We start from the raw sequence: 25,093 nt of genomic DNA on the forward strand, positions 1-25,093 counted from the left end.
CTACAGAGGCGCTCTATCGACCAGAACGTGTCGGTCCGACGAAACCATCGAACGGGAGACACATACGAATCTGCAGACGAAACGAAGGGGTTCCTCACTTCTCGACGTCGAGCAGCGCCACGCGTTCGAGGACGACGTCCTCCAGCGTGCCCGCGACGGCGTCGAGTTCCCGGTCGCTCACGTCGAAGTACGTTCTGACCCGCTCCTCGTCGAACGTCCCGAGCGTCTCCTCCGGGGCCAGTCCCTCCTCGACGGAACCGGCCGCTTCCCGCTCTGCCGCCTCGTCACCGGCGTCGGAGTCGACGAGCACGACGACTGGCTGGGTGCCCGGCGAGACGCCGAGGGTGAGCGCCCGGTCGATCTGTCGGCGGCCGGCCGCGTAGAGGAGTATCTCGACGCCGCGGTCGCGGGCGACGTTCTCCCCGCGTTCGAACGCGCGGTCGGCGAGTTCGACGGCCCGTTCGAGGTGCGCGCGCGAGACGACGTACCGCGCGTCGAACGCCTGGACGGTCACGCCGTGGGACTCGCCGATTCCGCTCAGTCGCTCGACGAACGCGTCGACGTCGTCGATATCCACGCTCCCTTCGACGAGTCTCACCCGAAATCACCCAGGCTCGCCTGGTCGCTCTCCGCCTCGCGTTCTCCGCCGGCCCCCGACGCCGACTTCGGTCCCGACTCGCCCCCCTCGTCGACTGCCTCCCGCGTCGACTCGTCGGCCGCGACGTCGTCCATCGACGGGTCCTGGCGCCCGACGTTCTCCAGAATCGATTCTGCGGTCTTCCGCCGGCCGCGCAGCGCGCCGAGCACGACCGGCTTGTCCGCCTCGCGCAGGTCCGCGCGGGTCTCGATACCGGCTTCGTACAGCCGCCGCGCACGCTTCCGCCCGACGTTTCGAACCCCGGCGAGGTCGAGCAGTTCGTCGCGGACGCCGTGCTCGACGCGTTTCTTCGCCTCGCGCACCGCGACGGCGTCGAAGCCCCGGTCGCCGGCGATGCGTTCGGTCGCGCCGAGCAGCCACGTCGCCGTCTCGACCTTCCCACGGATGTCGCCCGGGCCGACGCCGTATCTGTCGGTGATGCGGTCCTCGTCGACCTCGTTCGCCCAGTCTTCGAGGAGGCGGGCCGTTTTCAATGCGGAGAGCCACGACTCGAACTGCGTGTCGCTGTACTCCGACGGCGTCCGCCCCAGGAGTTCGGCTTCCCGTTCGTAACACTCCTCGGTGTACCGCTCTCGGTCCCCCGATTTCAAGTAGAGTTCGTACATGTCGGGGGTGCGCGAGACGAGGTGGTAGAGGCCGAGCGGCGTGGGGTACGTCCGGTCGCTTTCGTACGCCTCCCCGTCACCCTCACCCTCGTCGCCGTCCCCGTCGCCGCTGTCGGTGTCGGCGACCATCTCGCTCGCCGTCCGGAAACCGCTCGGTTCCTCCCGCTCGCTCGCCCCCGCCGCCTCTGCTGTCGACGCCGACCCGTCGAGCCTCCGGCGCATCTCGCGCTCGTTCTCGTCGGCCCACGCCAGACCGTCGACGATTTCGGCGGCGCTCATCGGGTCGAGGTAGAGTCGGGAGACGGTGTGGCCCAGCCCCGTCGCCTTCAGCCGCACGTCGCCGTCCTCGCGCTCGCGCGTGAGGAAGTCGTTCCGTTCCAAGTAGTCGAGCACCGTGTCGGCCTTCCCCGCCAGGTAGTCGGGGTCGTCGGTCTGGGTCGCGTAGAGCGTCCGGTCGAGGAAGTCGAGGAGCCCCGAGCGGGTGTGGGCAAAGCCCGACGCGATGGTGGCGAGGAGGTGGGTTCGGAGGGCGGGTTCGGCGGCGAGTTTCGACCGGACGGCCTCGGGTTCGGCCCAGACGTACCGCTCGAACAGTTCGTCGCGCGTGTCGTAGTCCTTCGCCAGCAACACGGCTTCGCCGTAGGGGTCGAGGCCGGGGCGGCCCGCCCGCCCCATCATCTGGTGGACTTCGAGCACGTCCAGCGGCTTCATCCCGCCGAACTCGCCGTCGTACCGCTGCCAGTCGCGGACGATGACTCGACGGGAGGGCGTGTTGACGCCCGCGGCGAGCGTGGGCGTGGCACAGACGCACTTGACGAGACGCGCGCGGAAGGCGTCCTCGACGAGCGCGCGATGCTCGGCCGCCAGCCCCGCGTGGTGAAACGCCGCGCCCTTCCTGACCGCGCGGGCGAGGTCCCGCGACGTCTCCGTGTCCGAGACGCCTTCTATCTCGTCGGCGAGGTCGTTCAACTCCCCTCGCTCCTCGCCCGTGAGGTGGTTCGAGGTCACGTCGCCCAGTCGCTTGGCCGCCGCCTCGGCGTTCCGTCGGGAGTTGACGAACACCAGCGACGAGCCCTGTCCGTGGTCGGCGTCGCCCGCGAGCGCGTCGTCGACGAGCGCCGGTGTCTGTCGCTTTCCTTCGACTTTTACCTCCCGCTGTGAGCCGTCGGCGAACGTGATGGCGTTGCCGTAGTGGACACCCGTCCGGAGGTCGATGGGGCGCCAGTCGGAGTCGACGAGCGCGGCGTCGAGCCACGCGGCTATCTCGTCGGCGTTGCCGACCGTCGCCGAGAGCGCGACCACCTGCAGACCTGGGTTTATCCGCCGGAGTTTCGCGAGGGTCACCTCCAGTGTCGGCCCCCGATTGCGGTCGTCGACGAGGTGGACCTCGTCGGCGACCACACAGGTGAGTTGGTCGATCCACGGCGCGTCGTTTCGAACGAGGGAGTCGACCTTCTCCGAGGTGGCGACGATGATGTCGCGGGAGGCGAGCCACTCGCCGCTGGACTCGTAGTTCCCGGTGGACACTCCCACCGTGAATCCGAGTTCCTCCCAGCGCTCGAACTCGCTCTTCTTCTCGGAGGCGAGCGCGCGCAGGGGGACGATGTAGAGCGCCTTCCCGCCTCGCTTGACCGCAGAGAGCATCGCGAGTTCGGCGACGAGCGTTTTTCCCGACGCGGTCGGCACCGACGCGACGACGCTCTCGCCGGTGGTGACGCCCGCGTCGACCGCCTCGGCCTGCGGCGGGTACAACTCCTCGATACCCTCGCTCAGGAGGCGGTCTGCGACCCCCTCGGGCAGGCCGGGGACGTCGGCGGGGTTCATCTGTCGCTCGCTTGGTTCCGTCTCCGGTTTTAAGTTTCGGGTCGAGCCACGAACCGCGTACGGAGTCAGAGCGGTCGCAGTCGGTTCCGCGACCGACTCGTCGGTCCCGTCGAGAGTTCGTCGATGCCGGTGAGGACGACCGAAACGCTCGGCACACCGGACGCCAGCACCACACCTAAGACCTCTGCCGAAGAGTCGAATCCATGGAAGACGCGCCCGGCGGGAACGACCGCCACCGCCCCGACGGGGGGCGCCCGGAGGTCCCGTGCGAGGACTGCGGGGAGTCCGTCGCCGAGGCACTCACGCGCCGCGTACAGGTGACGGTCGACGGAAGCGAGATACACAGCCACCGGCTCTGTCCGGACTGCTTCGCCGCGTGGGTCGACCGCTACGACCGCCGGATGTCGACCGGAGAGGGGGACACGGAGGACTCCGAAATAATCGTCGACTGAGCGTCACTCGCGTTCGTCTCCGTCGTGGTCGTCCATCAGACTTCCAGTCAGGCCCTCGTCGCCGCGGTCCAGCGCGCGCGGGGCGTCGTGGTAATCGGAGTAGCCGTCGAACCAGCGGGCGATGCGTTCGAGTCGGTCGACGACGTGGCCGGGTTCGCCCGACCGCGAGAGTTCGTGCCCCTCGCGGGGGTACCGCACCAGCCTCGTGTCGACCCCGCCCTTCTTCAACAGGAGGTAGAGGAGTTCGGCGTTGTTCACCGGGACGCGGAAGTCCTCGGTGGCGTGGAGGACGAGCGTCGGGGTCGTCACCTCATGGGCCACCGAGGCGGGCGAGTGCTCCCAGAGGAACGCCGCGTCCTCGGAGGGAGTGGTCTCGAAATCCCACTCGACGAGTTTGAACGCGTCCGAAGAGCCGTAAAAGGAGGTGAGGTCGTAGACGCCGCGCTGGGCGACGGCGGCGCGGAACCGGTCGTCGTGCCCGACGAGCCACGCGGTCATGTAGCCGCCGAAGCTCCCGCCGGTGAGAAAGAGGTGTGACTCGTCTATCTCGTCGCGGGCGCACACGGTGTCGACGCCGGCGAGGACGTCCCGGGCCGTGACGGCACCCCAGTCGCGCTGGATGGCGGTCGTGAACGTCTCGCCGTAGCCGAGAGAGCCCCGGGGGTTGCACCAGAACACCGCGTACCCCCGCGCCGCGAGCGTCTGGAACTCGTGCCACATGCTCCCCGACGTGGTCCACATCGCGTGCGGCCCGCCGTGGATTTCGACGACGAGCGGGACCTGCTCAGCCCCGTCCGGACCCGGGCGCACGCCCTCGGGCGGGAGCACGAGCCAGCCCTGCACCGGACCCGCCTCGGACTCGAACCACACCTCCTCCGGGGTGGCGAGCGTCCGGTCGGAGAGGAAGTCGGCGTTCACGGTCGTGAGCCGCTGTTCGCTCCCGTCGGCGGCGTCGACGACGAAGACGTCGCCCGGGTGGTCGCTGGCGCTCTTCGTGACGGCGACGAAGTCGGAGCCGACGGCGAGGCCGTCGACCGCTCCGTCCCCGACGACGACTGCGTGTTCGACCGGTCCGGGCGACTCATCCGACCCAGCCGAGTCGGCCGTCTCGTCCTCGGCGGCACGGAACCGCCGGACGACGAAGTCGCCCTCGTCGGGGGTCACGGCGTAGAACGACTCGAATGCGGGGCCCCACGAGAACCCCCGGTCGGGGAGGACGGTTCGGTCGAGGTCGGCGGTGAGGACGGTTTCCTCGCCGGTCCCGCACGCGACGACGACCACGTCGGCGTGAACCGGGGGGCCGTCGTCGGTCGGGGTGTCGAGGTACGCCACGCGGCCGTCGTCGGTCGCCGCGAGCGCAGGCGTCCACGACTCACCCCAGGCTACGTGTCGGACCGAATCGTCGTGTCCGGGTCCGGCCTCGCGGTCGACCGCGCCAACTCCGTCCGCGCGCGAGACGTCGTGTGCGACCAGTTCGAACTCGATGGCGTCGTTGGGGTCGCCGCCGTCGCGTCGGCGGGAGACGGCGTAGTAGAGCGTCCCGTCGTCGCCCCAGGTCGGTGAGGCGTGGTCGCGGTCGCCGTCGGTGAGTCGGGTGACCGCGCCAAGGGTCTCCCGAACGCCGTCGTCGCCCGAACCGACGTCGACGAGGTAGACGTGTCGGCGTGTCCCGTCGAGGTACGCGGCCGCCCGCCGGTAGACGAGGCGGTCGACGACGCGAGGGTCGGGCGTGGAACGCTCGTAGTCGGTCGCGTCGCAGTCGACGCCGCGGTCGCGTTCCTCCTGTGTGGACTCGCTCACGAACGCGAGACGAGTGCCGTCGGGCGACCAGCGCGGGTTTCGGACGCCGCCGGGGACGGTCGTGACCTGCCGGGCCTCGCCGCCGTCGGTCGGGACGACCCACAACTGCACGCGGTCGTCGTCGCCGCGCGTGCTGGTGAACGCGAGGCGGTCGCCCGACGGGGAGAAGGCCGGCCCGGCGTCGACGCCCTCCCGGGCGGTGAACCGGCGCGGGTCGCCACCGGCGCGGTCGACGACGGAGACGCTCGACTCGGTCGTCTCGTCGTCGCGCGGTCGGTGAGAGACGTACGCGACGGTCGCCCCGTCGGGGGAAACGGCCGGCGAGTCGACCCGGGTGAGGTCGAGGTAGTCCACAGCCGAGAGGTGCATGCGAGCGTCTCGGCAGGCGGACGAAAGAACGTTCTGATGGTGAAACTCCGGGCTCGACGCACAGTTGAAAAATGAAGATTAATTCACAATATCTAATATTATCATGTGTATATAACGATACTCAGATACAAACATGGGTAACCATATATATCTCCCGCCACCCCTTTTGGGTATGGTCCAGAAGAAGTTCGACCGACGCAGTTTCCTCGCAGCGACAGGAACGGCAGCCCTCGCCGGCCTCGCCGGTTGTTCCGGCGGCGGCGGCGGGTCCGGTGGAGACAGCGGTTCGGGCGACAGCGGTTCCGGTGGGTCCGGTGGCGATAGCGGCTCCGGCGACAGCGGTTCGGGCGATTCCGGTGGCGACAGCGGCTCCGGCGACTCCGGGGGCTCCGGGTCGGGCAGCACGCGTCTCTCGTGGCACGCGGGCGGCACCGGTGGGACGTACTTCCCGCTCTCGAACGAGTTCAAGGACGTCATCGAGTCCAACACCGACGGCATCACGGTGCAGGTCCAGTCGACCGGCGCCTCCGTCGAGAACGTCGGGTCGCTCGCGAGCGGCGACGCCGACTTCGCGCTCATCCAGAACGACGTCGCGTACTTCGCGGCCAACGGCAGTGGGATAGAGGCGTTCCAGGGTAACGCCGTCGACAGCCTCCGCGGCGTCGCCACCCTCTACCCCGAGACCATCCACATCGTGACGCTCGCCGACACGGGCGTGGAAACGCCTTCCGACCTCTCGGGCGCGACCATCAACACCGGCGACCTCGGCTCCGGGACGCAGGTGAACGCGAACCAGATCCTCGAAGCGCTCGGTATCTCCGACTTCACCGAGCAGAACACCGGCTTCTCGCAGGCGTCCGACCAACTGAAGAACGGCGACATCGACGCCGCGTTCGTCGTCGGCGGCTACCCGGTCGGTGCCATCGAGGAACTCGCCGCGACCGAGGACGTCCGCATCGTCCCCATCGAGGGCGACGCTCGGCAGGCCGTCAAGGACGCCGCGCCGTTCTACGCGGACGACGAGGTGCCGTCCGGCACGTACGGGCTCGAAGAGGCCGCCCCGACCGTCGCCGTGCAGGCGATGATCGCGACGAACGCCGAACAGCCCGAGGACATCGTCCAGACGGTCACCGCGGCCATCTTCGACAACACCGACTCGCTCACCATCAAGACGGACTTCATCTCCGCGGAGTCCGCACAGGACGGCATGTCCATCGACTTACACCCCGGCGCGCAGGCGTACTTCGGCTGAGGAGCGGAAGCGACCACGCGGACGATCGGGGACGGACACTCGACGTTCTTTGACACGATGGACGACCGACGCAGACTGCTCGCTCTGGCCGCCGTCGTCGTAGCGACGCTGCTCGCGGTCAGCGGTGCCGCGGCCGCGTCGCTCCCGGCCGGGCAGGCGCTCGTCGTCGAGACGGCCGACACCGGCGAAGAACTCCTTCGCGTGCCCGTCGAGGAGAACACGACCGTCGCGCTCGAGTACACCCACAGCGTCGAGAAGACTCGCGTGCTCGACGCGTACGCCGTGCGCGACGGCGAACTCGTGATGACGCGCATGGAGTTCCAGTCGTACGGCTGGGGCCTCCCGGCGCGAGTGAACGTCACCCAGGAGAACGGGTCGTTCGTCTTCGACCCCGAGGGCTCCTACGACGAACTGTACGTGAAGCCCGGCCGCATCGCCGGCCACGAACTCCACGTCGGCGAGGAGACGTACGACCTCGTCGCGCTCTCGGACGCGGAGTCCGTGCGCATCTATATCACGGAACGAACCCTCATTGACCTCGCACGCTCGATGACACGACCATGACAGATTCAGACCCGGAACGACCAGCACGAGACGGTCCCGACGACGGAGACGCCGTCCGCAGGACCGACGGAGGCACCGATGACCGGACCGATCCGAGAGAACCCGAAGGGGGCTCGGACCCGAACGCCGACACCGACGAGGATGTCGACGGCGCGGGCGACGAACTGAGCGACGCCGAAGCCGAAGAGATCCTCGAAGGGATCGAGCGGAAGCGGACCCTGTCGGCCGGGGCCGCGGTCGCCGTCTCCGCCATCGGCATCGTCTTCTCGCTCTTTCAGATCTGGCTCGCCGCCCGCGGGTTCATCTTCGAGGTCTCCCTTCCCTTTGTGGGCGAGGTCAGACTCGCCGCCCTGCAACTGTTGCAGGTGAACGCCATCCACGTCGCGTTCGCGCTCGTCCTCGCATTCCTGCTCTTTCCCCCGACCGACGGAGGCGGGAGGGTCGCGACCCGACTGTCGCGGGTCGTGCCCGCGCTCGAAGAACGGGCCGGCACCTCGCATCCGCTGACGAACGCCGCGAAGGGACTCCGACGCGGCGTGCGCTGGTTGGTCGTCGACGACGAACGCGACCGTGTGACGCCCGTCGACGTCGTCTGCATCGTGCTGGCGACGCTCACCGCCGTCTACATGGTCACCGAGTTCAGCGAAATCCAACAGCTCCGGGTGCTGGGTCTCGACTCCGGACGCACTATCGCCGAGTACGTCGCCGGACTGTTCGTCGGTCCGCTCGGGGTCCTCTCGGGCCCCGTCGCCGCCGTGCTGGGTGCGGTTCCGTTCACCGGCGTCTCGTACGCCTTCTTCCTCGGAGCGGTCGGGACCCTCCTGGTGCTCGAAGCGACCCGACGCGCGCTCGGCCTCTACCTCATGCTCATCGTCGCGTCGTTCATCGTCTACGCCCGCTGGGGCTTCATCATCACGCCCGACACGCCGCTCATCGGCGTCCTCTCCATCCCGGAGGGGAGTTGGGCGAACATCGTCCAGAACCTCTGGTACAACACCGAGAACGGGGTGTTCGGGATTCCGGTCACCGTCTCCGTGCAGTTCATCTACATCTTCATCCTGTTCGGTGCCTTTCTGGAGATGTCCGGCGCCGGTCAGTGGTTCATCGAACTCGCGTACTCCGCGACGGGAACCAGAAAGGGCGGCCCGGCGAAGGCGAGCATCCTCGCCTCGGGCTTCATGGGAACCATCTCGGGGTCGTCCATCGCCAACACGGTGACGACGGGCGCCTTTACCATCCCGCTCATGAAACGCTCCGGCTACCGACCGGAGTTCGCGGGCGCGGTTGAGGCGAGCGCCTCTTCGGGCGGACAGATCCTCCCGCCGGTGATGGGTGCCGCGGCGTTCCTGATGATCGAGTTCATCGGCGTCCCCTTCTCGGACATCATCATCGCCGCGACCATCCCCGCCATCGTGTTCTTCTTCGGCGTCTGGGTGATGGTCCACCTGGAGGCGTCCAGAGCGGGCATCGGCGGCCTCTCTCGGGACGACGTCGTCGACATCAAGAGCCACCTGTCGAGAGGGTGGTTCTACCTCGTTCCCCTCGTCTTGCTGCTGTACTACCTCCTCGTCGAACGCCTCACCGTCGCGCGGTCGGCGTGGTTCACGCTCGTCGCCATCATGGCGCTCATCGCGTTCGTCGCCGCCTACAACGAACGGACGCGCGTCCCCCTCGTCGCGACCATCGCCGTGCTGTTCCTCGCCGAACTCGGCGCGTTCCTCACGAGCGGCGTCGGCATCGTCGGCCTGCTCACGGGCGCGAGCGGCGAGTCCCGGACGTTCGTCGAGGCGCTCTTCGCCGCCGGCGGCACGCTGGGGACCATCATCGTCCTCGTGAGTCTCGTCTTCATGCTCCTCCGGCCGCGGGGCGAGTCGCCGCTTCTGAACTTCGACGACGCCGTCGACACCGCGAGCGAACGCCTCGCCGAGGGTATCTCGCGGCCGCGTCTCGCCGAGACGCGCCCCTTCCGCTACGTCACGTTCATCGGGAAGTCGATGGATTCGGGGGCGCGCACCTCGACCGAAGTCGTGGTCGCCGTCGCCGCCGCCGGCATCATCCCCGGCGTCGTGAGCGCGACCGGGTTAGGACCGAACCTGACGGCGCTCATCAAGGCCGTCGCGGGCGGCTCTATCGTCCTCTTGCTCCTCTTTACGGCCATCGCCTCCATCATCCTCGGGATGGGGATGCCGACGACGGTGACGTACATCATCCTCGTCTCGCTGCTCGGACCCGCAATCGCGCAGTCGTCGAACATTCCGCTGCTCGCGGCGCACCTGTTCATCCTCTACTTCGGCGTCATCGCCGACATCACACCTCCCGTGGCGGTGGCCGCCTACGCCGCGTCGGGGGTGGCCAAATCCGACCCGTTCAGGACGGGAACGAAGGCGTTCTCGCTGTCGCTCAACAAGGCCATCGTCCCCTTCGCGTTCGCGCTCACGCCGGGCATCCTGCTCCTGCGCGGGCAGAACGAGGACTTCCGGGTGCTGAACTTCGCCGACGTCACGGAGGTGACGTACTTCCTCCCCGAGGTGGTCATCCCCATCATCGGGGTGTTCGTCGGCGTCGTCGCGCTCGGGGCGACCGTCATCGGCTACTTCTACTCGCCCGTCGGCCGGACCGAACGGGCGCTGTTCGTCGTCAGCGCCTTCCTGCTCATGGCGCCGCTGCTCGTGCTCAACGCCGCGACCGACATCCTCTCGTTCGTCGGCATCGTCGGGAACGTGGGCGAACCGCTCGTCGTCGACCTCGGCCTTCGGGCCGCCGGTGCGGTGCTGTTCGGCGCGCTCACGCTGAAGAACCGCGCGGCGAGCGAGAAGCAGCCGCCACGACCCGCCGGGCGCGCCGAGGCGACCGACTGAGCCCTGTTTCCGTTTCCCCTCGCGTTCTACGACAGTTCGACCCGGCCGCTCGTCGCACTCCTGAGGCGGTCTCTGAGTTCGGCCGCCTCCTCGACGGGCACCCGAACCGAGAAGGAGACCCGCTCGTCGTAGTCGGCGTCGAACTCGACACCCGCGGATTCGAGGATGCCCCGGACGGTTCCGGAGTCGTCGTACGCGACGACGGCCGAGAACCGCTCGTGTGGGCGTTCCTCGACGACGCCGGCATCGTCGACGGCCTCTTTCACGGCGCGGGAGTACGCCCGGGCCAACCCACCCACTCCCAGGTTCGTCCCGCCGTAGTAGCGCGTGACCACCGCGACCAGGTTCCGAAGGTCGCGCTGGACGAGGACGTTCAGCGCCGGTTTTCCCGAGGAGCCCGCCGGTTCGCCGTCGTCCGAACACCACTCTCGCAGCATGACGTCGACTTTCGAAGGGTCCGTCGGCACGCGGTAGGCCGGGACGTTGTGGGTCGCGTCGGGGTGTTCCGATTCGACCGTCTCGATGAAGGCCTCCGCGTCGGCGACCGTCTCCGCGGGCGAGACGTAGCCGATGAACTCCGAGCCGCGCACCTCGAACTCGGCCCGGCCGGGACCGGCGACGGTGCGGTAGGTGTCCCGGGCTTCGTCGGCGTCGCCTGCGGTCATCTCGGCTCTTCGTCGCCGGGGGGCGGACAAAAGGATGGCGACGACGAGAGAGAACGGGGACGGAAAACCGCAGGGCGCACGGTGGCGTGACGGGTCCGGCCTCCGTGCCGGACCGACACGCGAGGGACGAGCACCGCAGCCGCGAACGAACGTGAGCGGTGAGGAGCACAGTCGGCTGGGGAGGGCTGTGGTTTCACCGCTCTAGAGACCGCTCGCCTGCCTCCGAAAGACTGGCCGTCCGAAGGCCGTCCCGACACCGATCCGAATACCGGAAGGAAAAACCAGAACAGCGTACGAGTCCCCGATCAGGACGGGTTCCCGGCCGTTCTGCGTTCGACGAAGCGGCGAAGACGAGGTGCCAGAACGTCCCAACGACGAAGGCCGGAGCCAGTTCCCCGGTTCCGGTGACGCCCCAGACACCCACAGAGAGACCCAGAGCGAAGAGGAGTGCTGCCCCGCCCCGGAGCGTCACCACGACCAGTCGGACGAGCGAGTTCGGTCGTGTCGAGGCGCTCGGCATACGAGGACCGATACTCGGGTCGGAAAGTGCCTTGTGGGCTTGTGAGGTCGAGTGCGTCACCGATTACGCGATGCTCACGCGCCGCACGAACGCCAGGTCGGACAGTTCGGTCAACAGGTCCCCGGGGATGTCGCCGTCGGTGACGAGATACAGCTTCGGGTCGTCGGTGAACTCGGGGTCCTCGCTGACGGTCTGGCGGATGGAGATGTCGCGGTCGGCGATGAGCGTCGTGACCTGCGCGACGATGCCCGGCGCGTCGGCGTCGTCCACCTCGACGGTGAGAACGGTGAGGTCGAGGACGGGCGCGAGGTCCATCAGGCTCGGAATCGACGAGATGTTCTGGAAGATTCGCCGAAGCTGGGGATCCGCGAGGATGGCGTCGGTCGTCGAGTCGACGACGCGGCGGTCGACGCCGATCTCGCGCGCGATACCCGTGTTGGGGATCTCGATGCCGCCCGAGACGACCCGACCGTCGTCGTTCACGGAGAACCCCCGTTCGAGCAGGAGTCGAATAACCGCCTGCTGGCTCGGGCTCCCCTCGAACTTCTGCATGATCTCGTCGAACATCTACGCTGATGTACGACAGCGGGCCGTTTAGTCGTTTTCTGTGACCCGATGAGCAGTTCCGCTATCGTGTGAGGGGCGCACGCTCCGCCGGCGTTCCGTCGAACGTCGACGCAGTGAAACAGACGCGGCGGCGGTCAGTGGTCGTCGCCGTCGTCTCCGTCGCGGTCGTTCTGGTCTCCGTTTTCGTCCCTCTCGTGCTCGCTCCGGTCGCCGTCCTCGTCGTGGTTGTGGTCTTCGGGGTCGCCCTGCTCGTCTCTGTCCCTCCATCGGTCGTCTTCGTCCCCGTTGCCGTCTCCGTGATTCTCGCCTCGATCACCCTCGTTCGAGTCACGGCCGCAGTGACCGCTCTCGCCGCTCTTCCCGTGGACACCGCTGTTGCTACACTGGCCGTTGTTCGTCGGGCCGTCCGACGAGTCCCCGTCACCGGAGTGTTCGCAGGCGACCGAGCGCGTCGCGTCGATTTCGGTGGTCGGTCCGACGGCCGAGACGTGTGCCTCCTCGCCACACGCGACGTCGAACGCGGCGAATTCACCGGGGCCGAGCGTCTGCAACTCCGTCGTGTCGCCGTCCTCGACAGTGACGTCGAGCGCCTCCGTCGAGATTCGGTTCGTGACCGTGAGGGTCGCCGTCCCGTTTTCGACCGCGCCGAACTCGATACCGAGATACGCCTCGCTGTCGTCGGCCACGGCGACAGAGATGTCGCGGTCGGCACTGACGGAACTCACGCTCCCGACGCCCGTCACCGACGAGAGGCCGACGGCCACGAGTGCGACGAAGAGGAGGTGGCGTCGGTTCACTCCTCCACCCCCGGCGGCGGGCCGACGGAACCGAACCGCATCGCCGTGCGGGTGTCGTACGCGAAGACGAGCGACGAGACGAGGAAAACCGAGACGACGAAGCCGGCGCAGGCGGCCGTCGGCAGCCCCGCAAGCGGGGGAATCGGCAGTACCGCCGCGCCGACGAACGCCGCCGAGAACACCGAGAGCAAGAGGAAGTACGACGCCCACGGCATCTCCCTCCCCGAACGGCTTCGAGGTAGAGGTCGACGTCCGACCCCGCGTCGGTGAGGGTGACGACGCCGCCGCGGGAGTCGTACTCGACCAGCCCGGTCTTGTCGAGTTTGGGCGCGTGATACTGGTACAACGATGTGTGAACGGACTTCCGCTGGTCGTACGTCACCGCCTCCGGGTCGACGCCCTCCTCCCACGCGGCGACCTGCGTCGAGAGGTCGCCCATCGCCACCTGCTCGCCGGGTCGCTGCATGAGGTAGTGCAGCGCGTACCGCCTGCGCCGGTTGCTCAACACCTCGAAGACGTCTGCGTCCGTGATTCGCGTGGTGTCGTCCTGGTCAGTCGTGTTCGATTTATCCACATCCTCCTGGCTCTCCGTCTGCTGAACCGTGTTGGCCGTCGTGCTGTGCCCCCCCGTGACGTCGGTTTGCGTCCCCACGTTTTGCTCCCATGGTGTGACAGTAGGGTGGAAATATAATTCTTTCTGTAATTTCATTTCTAAGAATTAGAGACGATTCGAAAGGGAGCTAAATTCGAGAATTGGGGCTATAACCAGCGGTTTAGCTGATTTTAACGGAAGGTTCAGCCCGACATGGGAATGTTTGTGGACCGACATAGTTCGGGTATACAGGTGACTGTGGAGAAATGTCGGCGTGACAGTGCAACGAATTACCATGAAGGTAGCTACACACGGGAGACGTGTGCACCGTCGGCCGGGCCGCTGTGATGATCGGCCGATGGTGTGAAAAAGGAACCCAATACTATGCAACGACGCAAGTATCTCGCGGCGCTCGGATCGCTCGCTGCCGGCGGGGCAGCGATTGGTGGCACTGGTGCGTTCTCGATTGTGAGCGCGAGTCGTACACTGTCAGTCAACATCGCCGGCGACCGACAAGCGTATCTCGGTCTTGACCCGACAATCAGTCAGTACGCAAGTATCAACTCGGACGGCCTGATGGAACTGCAGTTCGACGGGTCGAACGGACAAAACGGGAACGGGTTAAACGACGAGGCAAACACCCTATTCCAGAACGTCTTCAGAATTGTCAACAACGCAACTGATAGCATAAACGTCGTTATCACTGGACTGGATACGAGTACGACCGACGGAGACGGCGTCGACCCGTTAACGGTGTACTACACCGATGAAATGGTCGACGAGAACTCACCCGGTTACGGGGAAATGACCGTGATGACCGGTTCACCGAATCCACTCGGTGACGAGACTTACGGGACGTCAAGCGCTCTTCTGGAACTTGGTGAAGGAGAGGACGCATACATTCACTTAGAATTCTATCTGAGCGACTCCTCCACGCTCTCGGACGTCAAGACGTATCCAGCAGCAATACCCAACGAGCTGGGACTCTACGCACAGGGCTACAACCGGTAACAGGATGACTGAGATCTCTGGTGAAATTGGTTCCACCTTGGAAACGTGAAACCAAGAGTGGACTCGATTTTATTCAAAGCTCGAATACTGAACCAGTCATAGGTAGCACACCTACCTCACAGACGCCAGAGTGTTTTGTTCGGCCACACCAACAACTAATTAATTTAATAGATGCCCATTCGCCGAACGGTCGTCCGCAGCGGTGAACTCCTCGTCGTCCTCGTAGTCCTCGCGCTCCTCGCCGGCCAGTTCCTCGGCCAACCCGTCCTCCTCGCGTTCGTCGAAACCGGCAGCATGGCTCCGACGATGGAACCCGGCGACGGCTTCGTCGCCGTTCCGGCCCAACTCACCGGCCCGCCCGAGGCGGGCGACGTCGTCACCTTCCGCGCCGAAGAGTTGCAGGGCGGCGGCCTCACGACCCACCGAATCGTCGGCGAGACTGAGCGCGGCTACATCACGCAGGGCGACGCCAACCCGTTCACCGACCAAGACGGTGAGGAACCTCCTGTAAAAAGAGCGCAAATCGTCGCCGTCGCGTGGGCACCGGGCGGCGAGGTGGTCGTCGTTCCGGCGCTCGGTACCGTCGTCCAAGCCGTGCAAGGGAGCCTCGACTTCGTCCAGCGGAACCTCGCCTCGCTCACAGGCACCCGAGCGCTCCTCGGCACGCAGGGCATCGCGTACCTCCTCTTCGCCGTCACTGGTCTCTACTACCTCGTCGGCGAACTCCGTTCGTCGGGGAAGCGGGAAAGAAGTCGCGACCGGAGTCGAAGCCGAACGTCCGGCCTCGACCCGCGCCTCGTCACGCTCGCGCTCACGTTGCTCCTCGTCGGAGGGATGACCGCCGCGATGGTCGGGCCGGCGGGCCAACAGCAGTACGGCGTCGTCAGCGCCGAGTTCGAGTCCGAGCGGCCGACGGTCATCCCGATGGGCGAGTCGAAGACGATACCCTACCCCGTCGGCAACGGCGGTCTGGTTCCAGTGTACGCCTACGTCGAACCCGCGAGCGAGGGCGTGAGCGTTACCCCGAACGACTCTACGTCGAGCGAGGCGAGGTACGGAACGCCTCCGTGACGCTCTCCGCGCCGCCGCAGACCGGCTACTACCGCCGGTTCGTGGTCGAACACCGCTACCTCGCCCTCCTACCGGTCTCCGTCATCGACGCGCTGCACGACGTCCACCCGTGGGCACCCATCGTCGCCGTCGACCTCACGGTCGCCGTCCCGTACTACCTCCTCAGCATCGGACTCCTGGGGAGAGGGAGAATTCGTCAGCGTACCCGAGAGACGAAAACGAGAGGGTCGCTTTCGGGGCGCGTACGGCGGCTGCTGGGCCTCTAAACCCGTTCCAGAGGAATTCCATCCGACAGGCAGAATGTTCATATAGCCTAACTCACTATGTGATTCATACGTGTCTCGACGAACGCTCCGTCTCCGTCGACTGCTGAACGAGCAGTTCGACCTGCTTCTCGTCGTCCTCGCCGTCCTCGCACTCGTCGGCGGGGCCGTCACGTACACGACGCACGTCTCTCCGGAGACGACCACCGAGGAGCGGGTCGTCGAGACGTGGCAGACGTCGGGGTCGTTCGACCACAGCGCGACGGTGACCGAGGAGAACCCGCTCTTCCCCGTGGGGAGTCGTCTCCAGAACAGAAGCGTCTACTTCTCCAGCATCTCGCCCGTGTTGAACGGCAGTTACGTCTTCAGCTACCGAGCGAGCGGGGGTGGAGAGTTGACGACGTCCGTCGACGTCGTGCTCGTCACGCGGAACGTCATCAGCGAGGGGGAGGAGCAACAGACCGTCCTCTGGGAGACGAGCCGACCCCTCAGGGAGACGGGAACCGCGACCATCGCCCCGGGGACCACCGCGCGGGTCCGGTTCGGGTTCAACGTCTCCGAGGTCGCAGGGGAACGCGACCGGATCGAGGAGGAACTGGGCGGAACCACGGGAACCACGGAGACGTTCGTCCGGGCGACCGTCGACGTTGAGGGGACGGTCAACGGGCGGGCGGTCGACACACAGCAGGTCCACACGCTCCCCGTCACGCTCGAAGGGGGGACCTACCGCGTCGGGCCGGCGGAGGCGGGGACGAACCGGTTCGAGACGACGCGACAGGTCACGACGACGCGGACGTACGGTCCGCTCAGGAGCGTCGGTGCGCCGGTACTCCTGTTCGTCTCCCTCGTCGGCCTCGCGGGACTCGTCGTCGCCCGCTCACAGCATCGGTTCGAACTCACGGATGCCGAACGAGAGTGGCTCACCTACCGGGAACACCGCGCGGAGTTCGACGAGTGGATCACGACGTTCACGCTCCCGGCGGAGGTGTTCGACCGATCACGGGCGGAGGCGTCGTCGCTCGCCGACCTCGTCGACCTCGCCATCGACACCAACAACGCTGTCATCGAATCGCCGGACGGAACGGAGTACTCGGTTCTCGACGGGGGGTTCCGCTACGTGTACACCGCACCGCAGCCAGCGACGGCCGAGGCGGAGCCGTCGACGTTCGATTTCGGGTCGGGAGAGAGCGACGGCCCGGCACGGCCGGCGGACGCGAAGTCGGAAGGGAACGACGATGCGATGGACGGCAACGGCACGATGGGCGGCGACGGCGCAATGGACGATGACGGCGCGACCGGTCAGGGCGACGGGACTTCGAAGTCGAACGAGTAGGCCTCGGATTAGAGGTCGCCCTTCGTGCTCGGCGTGTCGCTTCGTCGCTCGTCCAGTCTCGTCGCGTCGTCCAGCGTCCGCGCGAGCGACTTGAACAGCGCCTCGACCTCGTGGTGAGCATTTTCACCCTCGACCGACGCGTGGAGGGTGAGACCGGCGTTCATCGCGAGCGAGAGCGCGAAGTGTCGCGCCATGTCGCTCGTGAACTCGCCGACCGTCGACTGGGAGAACGCCCCGTCGAACTCGAAGTGGGGACGACCCGAGACGTCGACGACCACCGAGGCGACGGCCTCGTCCAGCGGGACCGTGCGGTCGGCGAAGCGGCGGATACCGCGCTTGTCGCCGAGCGCCTCGGTGAACGCCTCGCCGAGGACGATGGCGACGTCCTCGACGGTGTGGTGGTCGTCGACGTGGAGGTCACCGTCGCACTGGACGGTGAGGTCGAACAGGCCGTGCTTGGCGAACGCTTCGAGCATGTGGTCGAAGAAGCCCACGCCCGTGTCGACAGTCGCGTCACCGTCGCCGTCGACGTCGAGCGTGAGGTCGATGTTCGTCTCGCTCGTCTCGCGGGAGCGTGCGGCGGTCCGTGTCATACCCCGGCGGACGGGAGCGACGGATAAAGAAGGTTCGTCCCGCGCGCCCGGTGCGGTGTCGGCGGGGGACGAGTCCGAAATTCGAACCCCTTGGTTTCCGGTCGAAGCTGGTGAATGAGAACTCACGACACGGACGGGAAACGCCGGACAGCAGACGGGCGTCAGACACGTGGCTGACGGATGACGGACCGGAGCAGGTCGACGAGAGCCGGGGGGTTCGAGATGAAACGGACCTTCGTGGGGGGCGGCGCGCTCGGCTCACCGGACGGCGGCCATCGCCGCTTCGAGCGTGAACCGCCCCTCGTAGAGGGCGGTTCCGACGACGACCGCCGCCGCACCGGCGTCGTGGAGCGCTTCGACGTCCGAGAGGGTCGCCACGCCACCGCTGGCGACGACGGGGATGTCGACGGCGTCGACGACAGCCTCGACCGCGTCGGTGTTGACGCCCTCCAGTTGCCCCTCGACGTCGACGTCGGTGAACAGGATACCCGCCGCGCCGAGGTCCTCGTAGCGGCCGGCGGCCTCGGCGGGACGGAGGCCCGTCCCCTCGGTCCACCCCTCGATGACCACCTCACCCTCCCGCGCGTCGAGCGAGACGACGACGCTCCCCGGGTGCGTCTCGGAGATGTCGGCGACGACCTCGGGGTCGTTCACCGCGGCCGTGCCGAGAATGACGCGGTCGACGCCGCTGTCGAGGAGGGTACGGGCGTCCGCGGCGGTCCGGATGCCGCCGCCGAGCTGGACCGGCACGTCGACGGCGTCGACGACCGCCTCGACGGCGGCGGCGTTCTTCCGCTCGCCCTCGAACGCGCCGTCGAGGTCGACGAGGTGGAGCGTCTTCGCCCCCGCGTCGACCCACCGGCGGGCGGCCTCGACCGGGTCGCCGTATCTGGTTTCAGTACCGCGCTCGCCCTGGACGAGCTGGACCACCTCGCCGTCCTGCATGTCGACCGCGGGGACGACCTCGAACGTCGGGAACATACGGGAGCGGAGGAGGAGCGAGGCCGTAAACGCACCGACACACGGGGAGAAACCGCCCGCCGGAACGGGGGGTCTCACAGCATCCGTTCGGAACGGCTTTGGGGCCGGGCCGCACAGGGTCAACAAATGAAGATTTTCGGGTCCAGCGGGACACGTGGGGTGGTCACAGAGGAGTTGACTCCCGCGTTCGTCCTGCGGGTGGCACAGGCCGCCGGGACGGTCTGGGACGCCGACCGGGCCGTCGTCTCGCGGGACACCCGGACCTCCGGCGAGATGTTCACGAACGCCGCAGCCTCCGGGCTGGCGAGCGCCGGACTCGACGTCGACCGGCTCGGCGTGACGCCGACTCCGGCCGTGGTTCGCTACTGTGAGGTCGAGGAGGTCCCCGCGGTCCACATCACCGCCTCGCACAACCCGCCGGAGTACAACGGCGTCAAGCTCGTCGGAAGCGACGGCGTCGAACTCACCGTGGACGTCCTCGAAGAGGTGGAAGACCACGTGCTGAGCGAGGAGTTCGACCTGAAGCCGTGGGACGGAATCGGGGAGGTCCGACGCGTCGACTCGGCGAACCGGGCGTACGTCGACGATTTGCTCGCGTCGGTCGACCGGAAAACCATCTCCGAAGCCGGACTGACGGTGGCGCTCGACCCGGGCCACGGCGCCGGCGCGCTCACCAGCCCCGAGTTCTTCCGGCGGCTGGGCTGTGAGGTCGTGACCGTGAACGCGACGCCCGACGGACGCTTCCCGGGGCGACAGCCCGAACCCGTCGGGAGCCACCTGACCAGTCTCTCGCGGCTGGTCCGCGCGACGGACGCGGACCTCGGCATCGCTCACGACGGCGACGCCGACCGCGCGGTGTTCGTCGACGAGCGGGGGGAGTTCGTCGACGGCGAGTCGTCGATGGCGGCGCTCGCGGGGGCACACCTCGACGCGGGCGACACGTTCGTCTCCGCCGTCAACGTCTCACAGCGGGTCGTCGACGCCGTCTCCGAGGCGGACGCGACGCTCGAACTCACGCCCATCGGGTCGACGAACATCATCACGCACATCCGCACGCTCCAGGCGAAGGGAGCGACGGTGCCGGTCGCCGGCGAGGGTAACGGCGGCGTCTTCTTCCCCGACTATCGACTGGTCCGCGACGGCGCGTACACCGGCGCGAAGTTCCTCGAACTCGTCGCCGACCGACCCGCGAGCGAGGTGGTCGCCCCGTTCTCGGCGTATCACGCGGCACGGGTGAACATCCACTACGAATCGGAGGGTGAACTGACGGCGATGCTCGAAGCTGCCGAGACGTACGCCGAAACCGCGGACGTCGAGCCCAACACCATCGACGGCTACCGGCTCGACTACGGCGACGCGTGGGTGCTCGTCCGTCCCTCCGGGACCGAACCGGTCGTCCGAATCTACGCCGAAGCGCGGGACGCCGACCGTGCCGAATCGCTGGCCGAAGAGGTCGAAGGGGTACTCCTCGACAGCCGCGACGACTCGTAAACGCGCACGCTCAGACCGAGAGAACGACGAACAGCAGACAGAGACAGCCGAGGACGACCAGCGCGAACCCGCGGGGGAGCGCCCCCCGGCGCACGGTCGACTGGTCACGGGGCGTGGAGCCGAGGTACCGCACCTGCAGACGGTGAACCCGCTCGGGCTCGCGGAGCCACGCGACACCGACGAGCACCGTCACGAGACCGACGACCGTCGCGATGCCCGTGACCGGCGTGAACATCACGCGCCTCCGTCGTCGAGCGCCGACCGGAGGCCGTCACGCTCCGCGCGCAGGTCGTCGAGTTCTTCTCTGACCGTGCCGGAGGCGAGTCGGTCGCGCTCCGTGTCGGAGAGTTCGTCGCGGGCGACGGCCGACTGGCGGAGGCGGTCGTAGTCGTCGCGGAGTGCGAGGTCACGGACGCGACGGACTCGCGCGACGACCGACTCGTCGGCGAATCGAGCGACGACGGCGACCAACTCCTCGGCGAAGCGCCGGAGTTCGCCGGCCTCCGGCGGCGGCCACCCGACGGTCAACGGCGTCGCGTCGAGGCGCGTGAGGTACGTCTCGTGCGTCGCGGCCTGCGTCCGGAAGCGGCCGGGGTCGTCGACGTAGTGGTCGAGTTTCGACCGCGAGTAGCCGGCGTACTCCAGGAGCGTCGGGAGGGGCTCGGTCCCGAGGGAGGCCTCGTCGAGATACGCACGGAGCGACTCGGGCGGGCGGGCGAAGTCGACGAGCGGGTACGCGGTCGTGGTCGCGATCAGGTCGAGCAGGTCGCGTGCGGGCGCTTCGCGGCGGAACCGGTCGAACGCGTCCGTGACGTCCGCGTTGTATGCCTCGATGGGGTCACGGAGCCGTTCGGTGGGCGCGTCGAGGTCGGCCGCAGCGAGGTCGAGCAGGCGTTCGCGGTGGGCGATCTCCTCGTCGAGGGTCGAGAGCCGCCGTCGGACCGCCTGCCTCGTCTCGCGGAGGTGTTCGTGGGCGGCCTCGCGCTCTTCGAGGGCGTCGACGGCTTCCCGGGCGGGGGCGAGCAGGTCGCGGGCCTGCTCGAAGTGTTTCTCGGAGAGGCGTCGTCGGTCGAGCAGGTCGTTGGCCTCCTCGAACGACTCGCGGGTCGGGAGGTCGTCGGGGAGGTCCTCGACGAGGGTCACGAACCGCTCCTGGAACTCGACGTAGGCGGCGAAGTCGCCGCTGCCCGTCGCGGAGTCCTCGTACGCCGCGAGGAGGTCTGTCGCGTCCCCGTACGCCTCGGCCACCCGGTGGGCCTCGTCTTCGCCGTAATCGTCGATCGCAGCCTCGGCCTGTCGGAGGCGCTCGCGGGCGGCCGCGAGGTCGTCGACAGTGACGTCGGTGGCGGAAACGGTCTCGGCCATCGGTCTCAGTAGACGTCGTCGGGGTCGAACACCTGGTCGCCGACGACGCTACCGTCGGCCCGGCGGTAGAAACACGAGCGGTAGCCAGTGTGGCACGCCCCACCGGACTGGTCGACGAGGTAGAGAAGCGCGTCGCCGTCACAGTCGACGCGAACCTCTCTGAGTTCCTGGGTGTGTCCGCTGGTCGCTCCCTTCTCCCAGAGTTCGTCGCGGCTCCGCGAGTAGTAGTGGGCGCGACCGGTTTCGAGACTCCGAGAGAGCGCCTCGCGCGTCGCGTACGCGAGCATCAACACCTCGCCCGTCTCCGCGTCCTGGGCGACCGCCGGCACGAGGCCATCGTCGCCGAAGTCGAGGTCGACGTCGACCTCGGCACCGACAGCGGCGTCTGCATCACTCATGAACTCAACGAGGAACGTACGGCCGATATGTCTTGTGACGTCCGAGGATTCAAGTGCGGAACGGCGGCCAACCGGGGCGATGCGGTGAGAAGCACCGGTCGACGGACCGCGACGTGACGGCACACCGTCGGCCGCGAGGGAGCGTGCCGTCCGTTCGCCACAGCGTGTCTCATCCGAGACCCAGCGCCGCGAGGAGACCGAACAGCACGTCCCCGTACGCGAACGCGAGGAGGAGGCCGACGAACATGGGGACGAGGAACGGGATGCCGGGTGAGATCCAGACCCGCTCGCGGGCGGAGACGAGTTCGAGGCCGTCACGCAGCGTCTCGGGTGTGGTTCCGTAGGCGGTCCCCTCGATACTGTCGAGGAACTGCTCGGCCGCCCAGGGGTCGTCGAACGCGTCCACGTCAACATCGGCGTCGGGAACGGTGATCGACGGGTTCTGGTGGTCGGTCGCTTCGGCGTCGTGAGCCATGCCGCCGTCGGTGACGACTCCGGGAGGGTCGACGCGGCCGTCGGTCGGGTCGAACGTCTCGTCGACGGTCGCAGGGTCACGGAGCGCTTCGGGGGCGCCGAAAAGGGTCTCGAACGAACTGCCCCGCCACCGGAGGTACATCCGGAGGGCGTCGAGGTCGAGGCCGCCGCGAGTGTAGCCGTCGAGCGTCTCGAACAGTCGGCCGTGCTCGCTCGGAAGGTCGGTCACGTCGACCCGTCGACCGAAGAGCATGGTGGGGGCGATGTCACCCGCGAGGAGGTTCCGCGCGCCGATAGCGAGCGGGTAGACGACGGCGACGACGACGGTGTTCGTCAGGACCGTGAACGAGAACACGCCGAGCGGAGCCTCGACGAGGGGGAGCGCCATCGAGGGGAGGAAGTACACCGGGTAGGTGGGGAGGAGGAGTGCGAGCGCGATGAGCGCCTTCGCGTCGGCACCGCCGAAGCCGCCCAGCCGCCAGAACAGATACGAGAAGGGGACGACGAAGAGGACGCTCACGCCGACCTGGACGAGGAAGAGCCGGTCGTCGAACGTCGCGGGGGGCAGGTGCGTGATGAGGTCCCACACCAAGAGGAGGACGCCGAGGCCGGCGAGTGGGAGCCAGAGTCGATTGGGGACCCGGCGCGTCCGGATGTCGGAGAACGCCGCCCAGCCCAGCACGGGAATAGCGACGAGACGCAGGAGGTCGGGTACCGATGCGAACATACAGACGGCGGGGGAGGGGAGGGAGTTAGCCCTTTGGGTGGGAGAATCAGCGACGAGAACGCCAGTCACTGCTGCGGCTGGTGAGAGAATAAAGCGAAGAAGGGTGGTGGACGACCGGGCTCAGATGACGCGGTTCTGGAGGTAGTCGAGGTGCTTGGCGTTGTAGACGATCTGGACCTCGTCCTCCGTCGGCGTGCCGATGCAGGTCAGGCGGACCATCTTCTCGTCGACTTCCTCGTCCGAGAGGATCTGCTGCATGTCCATGTCGATGCCGCCCTTCGTCAGGATGGCAGCACAGTTTGCACAGGCGCCTGCACGGCACGAGAAGGGCCAGTCGTAGCCCTGTGCCTCGGCGGCCTCGAGAATGTACTCGCCCTGATTGACGTCCAGGGTGCCGTAATCCTCGTCGTCGAGGCCGGCGTCGGCGGCCTTGTCGAAGAGGTCGTCGTCGTCCATATCCCAGCCCTGATCGTCGAGCACTTCGTAGTTGAGGTATTCTACCGTAGGCATCTCGGTCGGCGATTTGAACCGCACATCATTATGCTTTGCTGTTCTGCCCGGGTTTCCCCGCGCCGTCACTGGTTTTGGTCGGCCAAAACCCGTCGGATTGGACGGGTGACCACGCGGAGGGTCGACGGGCGTTCAGAGCGCCACCGTAGAGAACAGCAGGTAGGAAGTGACGGCCGACACCGAGGGGGTGAGCAACCAGAAGAAGATGATCCGCCCCGTCGTACCCGGGTTGAACAGTTCGTGTGCGGTGAGCGTGTCGTCCGGTTCGCCGATGGGGGCGACTTCGTCGGCCGAGTCGGCGGCGAGGGCGTTGACCGACAGCTCTGGCGAGGCACCACGGACAGCCTCGCCGAGCGTCACGGTACGGGTCGCCCGACCCCAGCCCAGACCGACGATACACATCGTCGCCGACACGGCCAGGCTCGCAGGGATACCGATAGCCGAGAGGAAGGCGATGAACGTCGCGCTCACCGTCTCGACGACGAGCGCCGCCAGCAGGGGGAGTTCGGTAAGGTCGTTGCCGACGGTGTCGAGCGTCCGCCGGGCGATGGTGAACGCGCCGAGGCCGATGGCTCCGCCGGCGAGGAGGATACCCACGTCGATGCTCAGTACGCCCGAGCCGACGAGCGGCGCGACGGCGTTGGCGACGTTCGACGCCCCCGCCGAGAACGCCATGTAACAGGCGATACCGACGACGAGGAGGACGGTGCCGAGTTCCTGGACGGTGGTCCCCGGGCCGAGTCTGGGCGTCGGAACCCCGGAGCGGTCGAGAGTCAGGAGCGGCCCGTTCGAGCGGCCGAGCTGGAGGCGGGCGTCGAGGTAGGGGTAGAGGTAGCGTCCGATGACCGCACAGACCCAGAAGGCGAGGACGGGGGCGACGATCCACCACGAGACGATTTCGAGCATGACGGCCTCGTTGAGGGTTCCCGTCGCGACGCCGAGGCCCGCGATGGCTCCCACGGCGGTCATCGACGTCGACGCCGGCACCCCGAAGACGTTCGAGATGAGCAGCGCGATGCCGACGAAGAAGAGCACCCCGACGCTCGCGGCGAGGGTGAACTCGTCGCGCGGGACGATCTGTCCGCCCATAGTCTCGACGACCTCCCGACCGACGGTCCACCCACCGAGGAGGGCGAAGCCGGTCATCAGCCCGGCGGCGGCGAGTTTCGAGACGACGTCGCTCCCGACGGCCGGGCCGAACGCGACACCCGTCGAGGAGCCGCCGATGTTGAAACCGACGAAGACCGCCACGCCGAGTCCAACGATGAGGAGGAGTTCGACCACGGCGAGGGGTTGTCCCTCACGGCCTTAGTGCCTGCTGTTCAGGGTGGGTCACCGAGCGGGGGCGAAGAC

The 25,093-nt window shown here is 67.5% G+C and carries 22 protein-coding genes and 2 pseudogenes; 8 read left to right on the forward strand and 16 right to left on the reverse strand.

Translation table 11 applies throughout. The features are described from left to right. Positions 1-94: 94 nt before the first annotated feature. Both cgi121 and C2R22_RS20660 read right to left on the reverse strand, forming a co-directional pair. Positions 95-598: a KEOPS complex subunit Cgi121 gene (gene cgi121 / locus C2R22_RS20655; protein WP_103427445.1), complete on the reverse strand. Its 504-nt coding sequence runs from the start codon at positions 596-598 to the stop codon at positions 95-97. Further along, on the reverse strand, positions 595-3,087 hold the full coding sequence (locus C2R22_RS20660; RefSeq protein ID WP_103427446.1) for an ATP-dependent DNA helicase: 2,493 nt from the start codon (positions 3,085-3,087) through the stop codon (positions 595-597). Before C2R22_RS20660 ends, cgi121 begins: the two co-directional genes overlap by 4 nt. A gap of 203 nt (positions 3,088-3,290) precedes the next feature. Here C2R22_RS20660 and C2R22_RS20665 point away from each other — a divergent pair, with 203 nt between their 5' ends. Further along, positions 3,291-3,539, forward strand: a complete 249-nt coding sequence (locus C2R22_RS20665; RefSeq protein ID WP_103427447.1) for a DUF7569 family protein — start codon at positions 3,291-3,293, stop codon at positions 3,537-3,539. 3 nt (positions 3,540-3,542) lie between these two features. Here C2R22_RS20665 and C2R22_RS20670 read toward each other — a convergent pair whose 3' ends face one another. Then, complete coding sequence (locus tag C2R22_RS20670; protein ID WP_103427448.1) at positions 3,543-5,708, reverse strand: S9 family peptidase; 2,166 nt, start codon at positions 5,706-5,708, stop codon at positions 3,543-3,545. 172 nt (positions 5,709-5,880) lie between these two features. Between C2R22_RS20670 and C2R22_RS20675 the strand changes: the two genes are divergently transcribed. The 3 genes from C2R22_RS20675 to C2R22_RS20685 are packed head-to-tail and all read left to right on the forward strand — an operon-like array spanning position 5,881 to position 10,382. Then, positions 5,881-6,960: a TAXI family TRAP transporter solute-binding subunit gene (locus tag C2R22_RS20675; protein WP_103427449.1), complete on the forward strand. Its 1,080-nt coding sequence runs from the start codon at positions 5,881-5,883 to the stop codon at positions 6,958-6,960. Between the two features lie 57 nt (positions 6,961-7,017). After that, the gene (locus C2R22_RS20680) at positions 7,018-7,524 is read left to right on the forward strand and encodes a DUF1850 domain-containing protein (protein ID WP_103427450.1); all 507 of its coding nucleotides are present in this window, start codon (positions 7,018-7,020) and stop codon (positions 7,522-7,524) included. After that, the gene (locus C2R22_RS20685; protein WP_103427451.1) at positions 7,521-10,382 is read left to right on the forward strand and encodes a TRAP transporter permease; all 2,862 of its coding nucleotides are present in this window, start codon (positions 7,521-7,523) and stop codon (positions 10,380-10,382) included. Before C2R22_RS20680 ends, C2R22_RS20685 begins: the two co-directional genes overlap by 4 nt. Positions 10,383-10,408: 26 nt before the next feature. Here the strand turns inward: C2R22_RS20685 and C2R22_RS20690 are convergent, their stop codons facing one another. The 5 genes and pseudogenes from C2R22_RS20690 to C2R22_RS27690 form a co-directional block, all read right to left on the reverse strand. Further along, on the reverse strand, positions 10,409-11,047 hold the full coding sequence (locus C2R22_RS20690; RefSeq protein WP_103427452.1) for an IMPACT family protein: 639 nt from the start codon (positions 11,045-11,047) through the stop codon (positions 10,409-10,411). A 583-nt stretch (positions 11,048-11,630) separates the two neighbouring features. After that, the gene (locus C2R22_RS20695) at positions 11,631-12,134 is read right to left on the reverse strand and encodes an amino acid-binding protein (RefSeq protein ID WP_103427453.1); all 504 of its coding nucleotides are present in this window, start codon (positions 12,132-12,134) and stop codon (positions 11,631-11,633) included. 134 nt (positions 12,135-12,268) lie between these two features. Next, positions 12,269-12,931 (reverse strand): COG1361 family protein, encoded by a 663-nt coding sequence (locus C2R22_RS20700; RefSeq protein WP_103427454.1) that lies wholly within the window; start codon positions 12,929-12,931, stop codon positions 12,269-12,271. Then, entirely contained in the window at positions 12,928-13,146 is a 219-nt protein-coding gene (locus tag C2R22_RS20705; protein ID WP_103427455.1) for a hypothetical protein, read from the reverse strand. Before C2R22_RS20705 ends, C2R22_RS20700 begins: the two co-directional genes overlap by 4 nt. A 68-nt stretch (positions 13,147-13,214) precedes the next feature. After that, positions 13,215-13,640, reverse strand: a pseudogene (locus tag C2R22_RS27690) (DUF7344 domain-containing protein); the annotation flags it as partial. A 267-nt stretch (positions 13,641-13,907) separates the two neighbouring features. On the opposite strand from C2R22_RS27690, the gene C2R22_RS20710 reads away from it, so the two are divergent. From C2R22_RS20710 to C2R22_RS20720, 3 genes and pseudogenes are all read left to right on the forward strand, one after another. After that, complete coding sequence (locus C2R22_RS20710) at positions 13,908-14,534, forward strand: hypothetical protein (protein ID WP_103427456.1); 627 nt, start codon at positions 13,908-13,910, stop codon at positions 14,532-14,534. A gap of 171 nt (positions 14,535-14,705) precedes the next feature. Further along, a pseudogene (locus tag C2R22_RS20715) lies at positions 14,706-15,871 on the forward strand (S26 family signal peptidase). Between the two features lie 70 nt (positions 15,872-15,941). Next, positions 15,942-17,201 carry a DUF5305 domain-containing protein gene (locus tag C2R22_RS20720; RefSeq protein WP_103427457.1) on the forward strand — a complete coding sequence of 420 codons (1,260 nt, stop codon included), beginning with the start codon at positions 15,942-15,944 and terminating at the stop codon, positions 17,199-17,201. An 8-nt stretch (positions 17,202-17,209) separates the two neighbouring features. On the opposite strand, the gene hisB is transcribed toward C2R22_RS20720, so the two are convergent. Then, complete coding sequence (gene hisB, locus C2R22_RS20725) at positions 17,210-17,794, reverse strand: imidazoleglycerol-phosphate dehydratase HisB (protein ID WP_103427458.1); 585 nt, start codon at positions 17,792-17,794, stop codon at positions 17,210-17,212. A gap of 258 nt (positions 17,795-18,052) precedes the next feature. After that, positions 18,053-18,775 (reverse strand): 1-(5-phosphoribosyl)-5-[(5-phosphoribosylamino)methylideneamino]imidazole-4-carboxamide isomerase, encoded by a 723-nt coding sequence (gene hisA, locus C2R22_RS20730; protein WP_103427459.1) that lies wholly within the window; start codon positions 18,773-18,775, stop codon positions 18,053-18,055. Positions 18,776-18,901: 126 nt separating this feature from the next. Here hisA and glmM point away from each other — a divergent pair, with 126 nt between their 5' ends. Further along, complete coding sequence (gene glmM, locus C2R22_RS20735; protein WP_103427460.1) at positions 18,902-20,266, forward strand: phosphoglucosamine mutase; 1,365 nt, start codon at positions 18,902-18,904, stop codon at positions 20,264-20,266. A 10-nt stretch (positions 20,267-20,276) separates the two neighbouring features. On the opposite strand, the gene C2R22_RS20740 is transcribed toward glmM, so the two are convergent. The 6 genes from C2R22_RS20740 to C2R22_RS20765 form a co-directional block, all read right to left on the reverse strand. Next, complete coding sequence (locus tag C2R22_RS20740; protein ID WP_103427461.1) at positions 20,277-20,501, reverse strand: hypothetical protein; 225 nt, start codon at positions 20,499-20,501, stop codon at positions 20,277-20,279. Continuing rightward, the gene (locus tag C2R22_RS20745) at positions 20,501-21,631 is read right to left on the reverse strand and encodes a DUF7118 family protein (RefSeq protein WP_103427462.1); all 1,131 of its coding nucleotides are present in this window, start codon (positions 21,629-21,631) and stop codon (positions 20,501-20,503) included. Before C2R22_RS20745 ends, C2R22_RS20740 begins: the two co-directional genes overlap by 1 nt. 5 nt (positions 21,632-21,636) lie before the next feature. Continuing rightward, a complete protein-coding gene (gene hisI, locus C2R22_RS20750) occupies positions 21,637-22,029 on the reverse strand; it encodes a phosphoribosyl-AMP cyclohydrolase (protein ID WP_103427463.1) in 393 nt (130 codons plus the stop codon). Positions 22,030-22,198: 169 nt separating this feature from the next. Continuing rightward, positions 22,199-23,230 carry a prepilin peptidase gene (locus C2R22_RS20755; RefSeq protein WP_103427464.1) on the reverse strand — a complete coding sequence of 344 codons (1,032 nt, stop codon included), beginning with the start codon at positions 23,228-23,230 and terminating at the stop codon, positions 22,199-22,201. A gap of 120 nt (positions 23,231-23,350) precedes the next feature. Then, the gene (gene fer / locus C2R22_RS20760; RefSeq protein WP_103427465.1) at positions 23,351-23,740 is read right to left on the reverse strand and encodes a ferredoxin Fer; all 390 of its coding nucleotides are present in this window, start codon (positions 23,738-23,740) and stop codon (positions 23,351-23,353) included. Positions 23,741-23,872: 132 nt separating this feature from the next. Beyond that, entirely contained in the window at positions 23,873-25,024 is a 1,152-nt protein-coding gene (locus tag C2R22_RS20765; protein ID WP_103427466.1) for an inorganic phosphate transporter, read from the reverse strand. Positions 25,025-25,093 lie beyond the last annotated feature (69 nt).

Source organism: Salinigranum rubrum (assembly GCF_002906575.1).
GTDB lineage: Archaea > Halobacteriota > Halobacteria > Halobacteriales > Haloferacaceae > Salinigranum > Salinigranum rubrum.

Bases quoted from the DNA above. Each gene is read 5' to 3' on its own strand.
- C2R22_RS20660 (WP_103427446.1), bottom strand. From the start codon at position 3,087: ATGAACCCCGCCGACGTCCCCGGCCTGCCCGAGGGGGTCGCAGACCGC.
- C2R22_RS20665 (WP_103427447.1), top strand. From the start codon at position 3,291: ATGGAAGACGCGCCCGGCGGGAACGACCGCCACCGCCCCGACGGGGGG.
- C2R22_RS20670 (WP_103427448.1), bottom strand. From the start codon at position 5,708: ATGCACCTCTCGGCTGTGGACTACCTCGACCTCACCCGGGTCGACTCG.
- C2R22_RS20675 (WP_103427449.1), top strand. From the start codon at position 5,881: ATGGTCCAGAAGAAGTTCGACCGACGCAGTTTCCTCGCAGCGACAGGA.
- C2R22_RS20680 (WP_103427450.1), top strand. From the start codon at position 7,018: ATGGACGACCGACGCAGACTGCTCGCTCTGGCCGCCGTCGTCGTAGCG.
- C2R22_RS20685 (WP_103427451.1), top strand. From the start codon at position 7,521: ATGACAGATTCAGACCCGGAACGACCAGCACGAGACGGTCCCGACGAC.
- C2R22_RS20690 (WP_103427452.1), bottom strand. From the start codon at position 11,047: ATGACCGCAGGCGACGCCGACGAAGCCCGGGACACCTACCGCACCGTC.
- C2R22_RS20695 (WP_103427453.1), bottom strand. From the start codon at position 12,134: ATGTTCGACGAGATCATGCAGAAGTTCGAGGGGAGCCCGAGCCAGCAG.
- C2R22_RS20705 (WP_103427455.1), bottom strand. From the start codon at position 13,146: ATGCCGTGGGCGTCGTACTTCCTCTTGCTCTCGGTGTTCTCGGCGGCG.
- C2R22_RS20710 (WP_103427456.1), top strand. From the start codon at position 13,908: ATGCAACGACGCAAGTATCTCGCGGCGCTCGGATCGCTCGCTGCCGGC.
- hisB (WP_103427458.1), bottom strand. From the start codon at position 17,794: ATGACACGGACCGCCGCACGCTCCCGCGAGACGAGCGAGACGAACATC.
- hisA (WP_103427459.1), bottom strand. From the start codon at position 18,775: ATGTTCCCGACGTTCGAGGTCGTCCCCGCGGTCGACATGCAGGACGGC.
- glmM (WP_103427460.1), top strand. From the start codon at position 18,902: ATGAAGATTTTCGGGTCCAGCGGGACACGTGGGGTGGTCACAGAGGAG.
- C2R22_RS20740 (WP_103427461.1), bottom strand. From the start codon at position 20,501: ATGTTCACGCCGGTCACGGGCATCGCGACGGTCGTCGGTCTCGTGACG.
- C2R22_RS20745 (WP_103427462.1), bottom strand. From the start codon at position 21,631: ATGGCCGAGACCGTTTCCGCCACCGACGTCACTGTCGACGACCTCGCG.
- hisI (WP_103427463.1), bottom strand. From the start codon at position 22,029: ATGAGTGATGCAGACGCCGCTGTCGGTGCCGAGGTCGACGTCGACCTC.
- C2R22_RS20755 (WP_103427464.1), bottom strand. From the start codon at position 23,230: ATGTTCGCATCGGTACCCGACCTCCTGCGTCTCGTCGCTATTCCCGTG.
- fer (WP_103427465.1), bottom strand. From the start codon at position 23,740: ATGCCTACGGTAGAATACCTCAACTACGAAGTGCTCGACGATCAGGGC.